We start from the raw sequence: 8,419 nt of genomic DNA, 5'->3' as shown, positions 1-8,419 counted from the left end.
CAGTTGTTGTCGTTTTGGGGGCTCAAAACGACAACAACTGCGAGTCAGTTGGGTGGGGGCACCGCGGGGCGGTTAGAGCTCCAGGGCGGCGCGGCGCTGCGGCGGGGGTCCCACCACGGTGAGGTCCATCTCCGCCTGGGCCCGGCCGAAGCCTTCCATGTCCATGTAGGGCTGGCCGCCTTCGGTGTACATGTAGTCCTCGGTGGGCTTGTTGAAGTATTCGAAGAACCCGTTGAACACCGAGGGAGTCAGGAAGCCCACCATCTGGGTGTTGTGCGCTTCGAACGCGAAGGAATGGATGGTGCCGGCGGGGGCATGCACAAAGTCCCCCTTGGTCAGCAGCATTTCGCGGCCGTTGGCGTACAGCCACATCCGGCCCTCGGTGCACAGGAAGTTCTCGGTGTGTTCGGAGTGGAAGTGCAGCGGAATGTACGGTGATTTTGCACCCTTGGTGTGCACGGCGAAGTAGTTGGACCCGGTGTTGGCGGGCCGGGACAGGTAGGTGAACATGGTCTGGTAGCTGACCAGCCGCTCACCTTCGCCGGCGCTGAGGAAGTACGGGCTTTCCGACGGCGGCAGGCCGGCGTCGTGCTTGAAGGCGGGCGCCACCCGTTCCACGTCCGGGAAGGTGATGCCGAATTCGGCGCCGATTTCCGCCTGCTCCTGCAGCCCCGCGGTGCGGCCGGCGCGGACCGGGGGCACGTGCGAGTCGATGGGGGTGCCCACGCGTTCGTAGTAGGCCTCGGCGCCACCGGGCGTCATCCAGTTCAGGAAGCGGGTGTAGTGGCTGGCCATGCGGTAGGCGTGCGGGGTTCCCGGCGGGATGACCACGGAGTCGCCCGGGGTCAGGATACGGCTTTCGCCCGGCAGCCAGACGTGCAGGATCCCGTCGAAGACGTAGAGGGTCTTGTGCTCAACCTGGTGCGTGACGAAGGGCGACTCCGCGCCCATGCCGCCGGAGATGTAGGCCGCACTGAAGATCCCGCCGGTATCGGCTGCCCGCGCGATCACGGTGACCAGCTGGCCGTTGAGCTCGTAGCGCGCGCCTTCGCCTGATGCCATGTAATACGGCAGGGCCTCGCCGGGCAGGGCGTTGGCAACCGGGAGCTGCCTGTTCATTTCCTCAACGCTGAGGGACATGGGTTCCTTCTTTCCAGTCGGCCGGCCAGTGCCGGAGCGTGACCTACAGCATGGCTGGCCGCCGGTCCTGCTACGAGGCTGGATTCCAATGGTTGGAAGCCGAAGTGGGTCACGCCGTGCGGGGTCCTTAGGACTCGCACTCCCGGCAGTACTTCTTGCCGTCCTTTTCCCGGGCCAGTTGGCTGCGGTGGTGGACCAGGAAGCAGGACATGCACGTGAACTCGTCCAGCTGCACGGGGACCACCTGGACCTGCAGCTCCTCGTTGGAGAGGTCAGCGCCGGGCAGTTCGAAGCCTTCGGCAAGGTCTGTTTCGTCCACGTCCACCACCGCTTCGCGGCGGTTGGACTTGTCGTTCTTCAGCTCGTCCAGGGCGGTGTTCGGCTCGTCGCCGGGGGTCACCCGGGGGGCGTCGTAGTCAACTGACATTGGTGCTTTCTCCTGTCGGCTTTCACGCGCGGATTGTTCCGGACAGAGCCACAACGGGTCACGGTCTGCAGATATTCCCGCTACTCTACGCGATTGCGGTGCAGGGTAAGTAGACTGGTCTAACTACCTACGATTCCGGAGCCCCACATGCCTGCAACAATTCCCGCCGGTTCCACGCGGCGCCCCGCGCGCACGCTGCTCCTTGAAGCCGCCGCCCCGCTCTTTTACGCCCACGGAATCACGGCCACAGGGATCGATGCCATCACCGCCGGTGCGGGCGTGGCCAAAAAGAGCCTGTACAACAACTTCCGTTCCAAGGCGGACCTGGTGGCTGCCTACCTGGAGGCACGCCACGAGGAATGGCTGGACCTGTACCGTGCCCGCCTGGACGCCGCAGCGGACCCCGGGGAGCAGGTGCTGGCGGTGTTTGACGCGTACCGCGACCACGCCAACTTCGCCTACCAGGACGGGTTCCGCGGCTGCGGGCTCCTGAACGCCGCAGCCGAACTCCCGGCCGGTGATCCCGGCCGCCAGGCCGTCCGGCAACACAAGGAAGACGTGGAGGACCTCCTCCGCGGGCCACTGCAAACGTTGCTGCCGGGGGAGCCGGGCCGGGCAGCGCAACTGGCGCGGCACCTGGCGTTCCTCCTGGAGGGCGCCATGGCCCGCGCCGGGCTGCAGGGCGACGACGGCCCGCTCCTTGAAGCCCGGCAGCTTGCCGCCGGACTCCTGGAAGCCCTGTGACGGCCGCCCGGGTTCAGGCTCCGGCGGCCACAGCCCGGCCAACCGGCGGACACAGCCGCGGAGCCCTTGCCGTGGTGGCTGCCTCCGTCCTGTGGGGCACCACCGGGACAGCCGCCACCTTCGCCCCCGGCGCCGGTCCGCTGGCCATCGGCGCCGTGGCCATGGGGGTGGGTGGGCTGCTGCAGGCCCTTTTTGCGCTGTCATCGATCCGGCGCCACCGCACCGGGCTGTTGGCCCGCTGGCCGCTGCTGCTGATGGGCGCCGCAGCGGTGGCCGTCTATCCGCTGGCGTTCTATTCCGCCATGCACCTGTCCGGCGTGGCCGTTGGAACGGTGGTTTCCATCGGTTCCGCCCCCATTGCGGCCGCGCTGATCGAGCGGCTTGTGGATGGACAGCGGCTTCGCCGCCGGTGGATCGTGGGCGCGCTGCTGGGCATCTCCGGAGCCGCAGTGCTGTCGTTTGCGGGCCACGGTGGAGGGGCCGCAGCAGGCGGAGACGGGTCGCCGTGGCTGTCGACGACGGGAATCCTGCTGGGCCTGCTCGCCGGCGCCACCTATGCCCTGTATTCCTGGGCCGCGCACCGCATCATCGGCACCGGCATCCCGTCCAAGGCGGCAATGGGCGCAGTTTTCGGGTTGGGCGGCCTGCTGCTGATGCCGGTGCTGGCCGTCACCGGAGGTGCCCTGCTGGAGTCGTGGACGGCTGCGGCGGTTGGCGCCTACATGGCCCTGGTCCCGATGTTTGCGGGCTACCTGCTGTTCGGCTGGGGCCTGGGGCGGGTCGGGGCCAGCACAGCTACCGGAATCTCGCTGCTGGAGACGGTGGTGGCGGCCGTCCTTGCCGTGCTGGTGGTGGGGGAACGGTTGCCGGCCGCGGGCTGGCTCGGGGCCGCAGTGGTCCTGGGGAGCCTCTTTATCCTGGGGCCGGGCAGGACGGCGGAGAAACAGGCCCCCATCCCGGCGACGGGCCTGCGCCGGTAGGCTGGGCGCATGACTTCGGGGGAAAGCAGCAATCCAGGACGCACCGCCAAAACGCTCCAACGGTGGCTGGTGCCCTTGCTGGCAGTGGCGGCCACGGTGGCGGGGCTGGTTATCCTCAATGCACCACGGGAAATCGGTTGGGTTGCCTACGCGCCCCTGAGCAATACATCCTTCGCCTCGTCAGGCCCTGAGCTGGTGGTGGTGGACGGCACGTCCCTGTCCGGCGTGGCCCTGGTGGGCGCCGGACTGCTGGCCCTGGCGTTCTGGGCCGGCTTCCGCGTGGGCCGGCAGCGCATAGCCCGGGCGTAACAAACCAGGTCCGGCAGGGGCTCAGTGCCGGCGCAGCTCAGCGAATTCGATGGACGGCACGATCGCACCGGCGTCGCGCTCCACAAAGTTGGTACCCGGCGGCACCAGCTCATCGATGGCGTCCAGGACGGCCTCGCTGAGCCGGACGTCCGCCGCGGCCAGGTACGCGGCGAGGTGTTCCCCGCTGCGCGGCCCGATGATGACGCTGCTGATGGCCGGGTGGGCCAGGGTGAACCCCACGGCGAGGTCCACGAGGGACAGCTCGAGCTTGTCGGCGAGCCGCGCCAGGGCGTCGGCGGCGTGCAGCTTGCGTTCACTGGTGGGGCCGGAGATGTCGTACCGGCCGGGCAGTGAGTGCACCTTGGACGCTGTGCCCTCCTTCAGCACAAAACTTCCGGACAGCCAGCCGCCCGCCAGTGGGCCGTACGCCAGGACACCCAGGCCGTACTGCTGCGCAATGGGCAGCACGTCGCGTTCGTTGCCGCGCACCAGCATGGAGTACGGCACCTGGTTGCCCAGCGGCGGAATGAGGTGGTTGGTGTTGGCCAGCCACTGCGCCTCCACCAGCTGCGCCGGGGTGAACACGGACGTGCCGTAGTAGAGGATCTTGCCCTGCCGGATGAGGTCGTTGAGGGTGGTAATGGTCTCCAGGACGTCGGTGTTGTAGTCCGGCCGGTGCGCCTGGTACAGGTCGATCCGGTCGGTTTGCAGCCGGCGGAGGCTGCCTTCCACCGCCTGCGTGATCCAGCGCCGGGAGTTTCCGGAGTGCGCCGGGTTGGCGCTCATCTGGCCGTGGAACTTGGTGGCCAGGAAAACGTCGTCGCGGCGGCCGCGCAGCGCCCGGCCCACCACCTGCTCCGACTCGCCCTGGGAGTAGACGTCCGCGGTGTCCACGGCGGTGATTCCGGCATCGAGTGCGGCGTTGATGATGCGGATGCTTTCATCGGCGCCCGTGGGGGCGCCCTGCTGCCCGCCGGCGCCTTCGCCGAAGTTCATGGTGCCCAGGGTGAGTGGGCTGATGGGCGTGCCCGACCGCCCAAACACCCGCAGTTCGCTCAGACTCATCCCGGGTTTCCTCCACAATCAGTGCCGTTTATGTCCTCGATCGTCACGACGCTACACAGATTGGCCGGGGGGCCGCAGAATCCCGCCTTAGTCCTTCTCTTTTCGTCGCACAAGGTAACGGGACGGGCCGGGCATGACGAAATGTGGCGGCCGGGGCAGGGTATGCCGTGGAACGTCCGACGGCGGGACGCGGGGCAGGTGCCGCCGGAACCAGCAGCAGGGGCCGGCTTCGCCGTGCTGACCCCGGCGCCGTTGGGCAGGGAGGGCCGTGCCCATGCGGTCAGGTTTCGTCCCCGGCGCCTCCTGCCATAATCTGGAGCGACGGTTGTGCGCGGGGGTGCAGGCGCCCGGTGCGACACGCCAGCTTTTGTAAGTTCGGTCCCATCACACCAGGCGAGGCGGACATCCATGACGGCAACAGAGCAGCAGCAGTCCCACCCAGCGGGCGGCCCGGCGGCCCCTCCCGGAGCGGCTGCCGGCAGCGGATCCCCCCTGGCCGACGCCGTGGATCCTGCCCTCCTCCAGCAGCTGGCCGATGCGCACGGCGTTGGCACCACTTTCCAGGGCTGGGACGGCCTGCCCCATACTGTGGCGGCGGCGACGCTGATCAAGGTGCTGCATTCCCTGGGCGTCCAGGCGCACACCAACCAGCAGATCCAGGCGGCGCTCGCCGCCGCGGAACTGGCGCCCTGGCAGCGGATGCTGCCGCCCGCCGTCGTTATCAGGCACGGGAAGGCGGCGGACGTTCCGGTCCACGTGCCGGACGGCGCTGCGGTCAGCCTGGCCATCAGCCTGGAGGACGGTGCCAGCAGGCAAGCCACCCAGCAGGATGCCTGGGTCCAGCCGCGCGAGGTGGACGGCGTCCTGACGGGCCGCGCCACCTTCGCCCTGCCGGCGGACCTCCCGCTGGGCTGGCACACCCTGCACGCCACGTCAGGGGACGCCACCGCCACCGCAACACTGGTGGTGGTCCCCGAACGGCTGGAAACAGCCCGGCACCTTGAGGAGCGACGTGGCTGGGGGCTGGCCACGCAGCTGTACTCCGTGCGGTCCAAACGGTCCTGGGGGATTGGCGACTTTGCGGACCTGGCAGACCTCGCCGCCATCAGCGGGCAGCGCGGTGCCGACTACGTGCTGGTGAACCCGCTGCATGCGGCCGAACCGGTGCCGCCGGTCCAGCCCTCGCCGTACTCACCGTCCACCCGCCGTTTCTTCAACCCGCTCTACATCCGGGTGGAGGACATCCCCGAGCTGGCCTACCTGAAACCCCGCAAGCGGGCCACGGTGGAGCGGCTCCGCGAAGAAGTGGCGGGCCTGAACAACAACGCTGACCGCCTGGACCGGGACGCCGTTTACGCGGCCAAGCTGCAGGCGCTCGAGCTCCTCTACCACGCGCGCCGCGCGCCCGCCCGGCAGGCAGCCTTCGACGAATTCTGCCGGATCTCCGGTACCGGCCTGGACCATTTTGCGCTGTGGTCTGCGATCCGTGAGGACGCGGCACCCGATGATCCGTTGTGGACGGACCCCGGCCTCGCGGTGGGCACCTCCGGCGCTGCGGCCCTGCAGGAGAAGCTCGCGGACCGGATCGGGTTCCACCGCTGGCTGCAGTGGATCTGCGACGAACAGCTTGAATCGGCGCAGCAGTCGGCGCGCCGTGCGGGCATGCGGCTGGGCGTGGTCCACGACCTGGCCGTGGGCGTGGACCTGAACAGCGCCGATGCCTGGACGCTGCGCGGCGTCCTGGCGCCGGAGACCAGCGTGGGTGCGCCGCCGGACATGTACAACCAGCAGGGCCAGGACTGGGGCCAGCCGCCGTGGCACCCCTCCCGGTTGGCCGAGGCCGGCTACGCGCCGTTCCGGAACATGCTGGCCACCGTGCTCCGGCATGCGGGCGGTATCCGGGTGGACCACGTGCTGGGCCTGTTCCGGCTCTGGTGGGTTCCGGCCGGCAACGCGCCGGGGGATGGCGCCTACGTCCGCTATGACCATGAGGCGCTGATCGGCATCCTGGCGCTGGAGGCGCACCGCGCCGGCGCCGTGGTGATCGGTGAGGACCTGGGCACCTTCGAGCCGTGGGTCCGGGACTACCTGGCCGCGCGCGGCATCCTGGGAACATCCATCCTGTGGTTCGAGTACGACGGCGATTCGCCCCTTCCGCCGGAAAAGTACCGCGTGCAGGCGCTCGCCAGCGTCAACACCCACGACCTTCCACCTACCGCCGGCTACCTCGCGGGGGACCACGTGGCGCTCCGCAGCCGGCTGGGCCTGCTGGAACGGTCCGAGGCCGAGGAACGGGAAGAGCACAACGCCTCGCTGGAGAAGATGTTTGCGCTGCTCCGCGAACGGGGATACCTTTCCGGCGACGGTCCCGGCGGAACCGCCGGCCGTGGGGATTCCGAGGCCAAAACCATCGAGGCGCTGCACCTGCTGCTGACGGAGGCGCCGTCGGTCCTGCTGGGGGTGGCGCTGGTGGATGCGGTGGGGGAGCGGCGGGTCCAAAACCAGCCCGGAACCACCGAAGCGCTCTACCCGAATTGGCAGGTGCCGCTCGGCGGTACGGACGGCAAACCGGTGTTCCTGGACGATCTGCCCAGCAACAGCCGCTTTACGTCGCTGCTCGACTCGGTGGAGCGCGCGTTGCGGAACCCCTAGGCCGAAGCGGGGACCAGCGCAGTGGGTGACGCCACGCGGACTGTCCGGACCAACGGTCCCGGCAGTCCCGTGGCGGGATCCAGGGCGAAGGTGGCCACAGTGTCTGAACGTTCGTGGGCCACATGCAGCCAGGGGCCCAGGACAACGTGGTGGCGCGGCCAGTCGCCGCCGCAGTCCACGTCCTTGACGGGAACCAGGCCGGCGCCGCCATCCACCACCTCCAGGACACTGATGAGGTTGGACCCGCGGACACCGGCGTAGGCATGGCGGTCGCCGGGGCCAAGGCAGATCTCCGCGGCCGAATCGCCGGGCCCACTGCCGCCGGCAGTGGCCGGCCCCTGGAACGCCAGGGAAAAGGTGCCCGCAACGGGCCGGACCACAAAAACCTCAATGGAGTATTCGGACACCACAAAGACGCTGCCGCTGATGTGCTGGACCAGGTGGCGCGGTCCGCTCCCGAACGGCAGCACCACCTCCCCGTCCAAAACCAGCCCGGTGCCGGGCACATACTTCCAGATCCGCAGGATGTCGTGGCCCAGGTCAGTGGTCATGATCCGGCCGTCCGCCAGCATCAGGCTGGCGTGGGCGCGGCTCTGCCGCGGCGCGTCCACGGCCTGCCCGGCATACGGGTCGGTGCCGGCACCAGCGGGGAACCGGCCGGTGATCGCCCCCGCCGGATCGAGTTCGTAGAGGATGACCTGGCCGTCGCCCCAACAGGTGGCGGTGAGGAACCTGCCCTGCGGGTCCACCGCCACGTGGCAGGTGGCATCGCCGGCCTCCACTGGTCCACCGGCCGGGGCCAGGCCAAAGCTGCCGGTGCGCGCATATGCCTGGACCATACGACGCTGCTCGGCCACGGCATACACCACCGGAAGCGTGGGATGGGCAGCCACAAACGACGGCGACTCTGCCGGCACCGCCGTTCCCAGCCATTCGAGTGTTCCGTCCCTGTTTGCCTTGAGCGCACCGATGCCCTCCGCCCGGCCGCCGCCGTCAGGGGTGTAGGTGCCGGTCCAGAGAATGGTGCTGGAATCGCTTAAGGTGTACGCCATGAACCCATCCTGCCAAGACAATGCGGGTTCCGGGGGCACCCGCGCGGTGT

At 69.0% G+C, this 8,419-nt stretch carries 8 protein-coding genes; 4 read left to right on the top strand and 4 right to left on the bottom strand.

Going from position 1 to position 8,419, the window contains the following annotated elements:
* Positions 1-72: 72 nt before the first annotated feature.
* Both ASF72_RS18990 and ASF72_RS18985 read right to left on the bottom strand, forming a co-directional pair.
* Complete coding sequence (locus ASF72_RS18990) at positions 73-1,140, bottom strand: quercetin 2,3-dioxygenase (protein WP_056601499.1); 1,068 nt, start codon at positions 1,138-1,140, stop codon at positions 73-75.
* 127 nt (positions 1,141-1,267) lie between these two features.
* Positions 1,268-1,567 carry a DUF4193 domain-containing protein gene (locus ASF72_RS18985; protein ID WP_050684246.1) on the bottom strand — a complete coding sequence of 100 codons (300 nt, stop codon included), beginning with the start codon at positions 1,565-1,567 and terminating at the stop codon, positions 1,268-1,270.
* A 147-nt stretch (positions 1,568-1,714) separates the two neighbouring features.
* Here ASF72_RS18985 and ASF72_RS18980 point away from each other — a divergent pair, with 147 nt between their 5' ends.
* From ASF72_RS18980 to ASF72_RS18970, 3 genes are read left to right on the top strand one after another with little or no spacing between them, the layout of a single operon-like run.
* Positions 1,715-2,311 (top strand): TetR/AcrR family transcriptional regulator, encoded by a 597-nt coding sequence (locus ASF72_RS18980; RefSeq protein ID WP_056601495.1) that lies wholly within the window; start codon positions 1,715-1,717, stop codon positions 2,309-2,311.
* Positions 2,308-3,291 (top strand): DMT family transporter, encoded by a 984-nt coding sequence (locus ASF72_RS18975; RefSeq protein WP_197273510.1) that lies wholly within the window; start codon positions 2,308-2,310, stop codon positions 3,289-3,291. Before ASF72_RS18980 ends, ASF72_RS18975 begins: the two co-directional genes overlap by 4 nt.
* A 9-nt stretch (positions 3,292-3,300) precedes the next feature.
* Positions 3,301-3,600, top strand: coding sequence for a hypothetical protein (locus tag ASF72_RS18970; protein WP_050684248.1), 300 nt, complete (start codon positions 3,301-3,303; stop codon positions 3,598-3,600).
* A gap of 21 nt (positions 3,601-3,621) precedes the next feature.
* Here ASF72_RS18970 and ASF72_RS18965 read toward each other — a convergent pair whose 3' ends face one another.
* Entirely contained in the window at positions 3,622-4,665 is a 1,044-nt protein-coding gene (locus ASF72_RS18965; RefSeq protein WP_056601493.1) for an aldo/keto reductase, read from the bottom strand.
* A gap of 408 nt (positions 4,666-5,073) precedes the next feature.
* Here ASF72_RS18965 and malQ point away from each other — a divergent pair, with 408 nt between their 5' ends.
* Positions 5,074-7,317, top strand: coding sequence for a 4-alpha-glucanotransferase (gene malQ / locus ASF72_RS18960; protein ID WP_082484582.1), 2,244 nt, complete (start codon positions 5,074-5,076; stop codon positions 7,315-7,317).
* Here the strand turns inward: malQ and ASF72_RS18955 are convergent.
* Positions 7,314-8,369: a lactonase family protein gene (locus tag ASF72_RS18955; protein WP_056601490.1), complete on the bottom strand. Its 1,056-nt coding sequence runs from the start codon at positions 8,367-8,369 to the stop codon at positions 7,314-7,316. The genes malQ and ASF72_RS18955 overlap by 4 nt on opposite strands.
* Between the last annotated feature and the right edge of the window lie 50 nt (positions 8,370-8,419).

The sequence above is a fragment of the Arthrobacter sp. Leaf141 genome (assembly GCF_001424565.1).
Taxonomy (GTDB): Bacteria; Actinomycetota; Actinomycetes; order Actinomycetales; family Micrococcaceae; genus Arthrobacter.
Note: the sequence above shows the minus strand (reverse complement) of the source record. Positions and strands in the feature narration are given on the sequence as shown.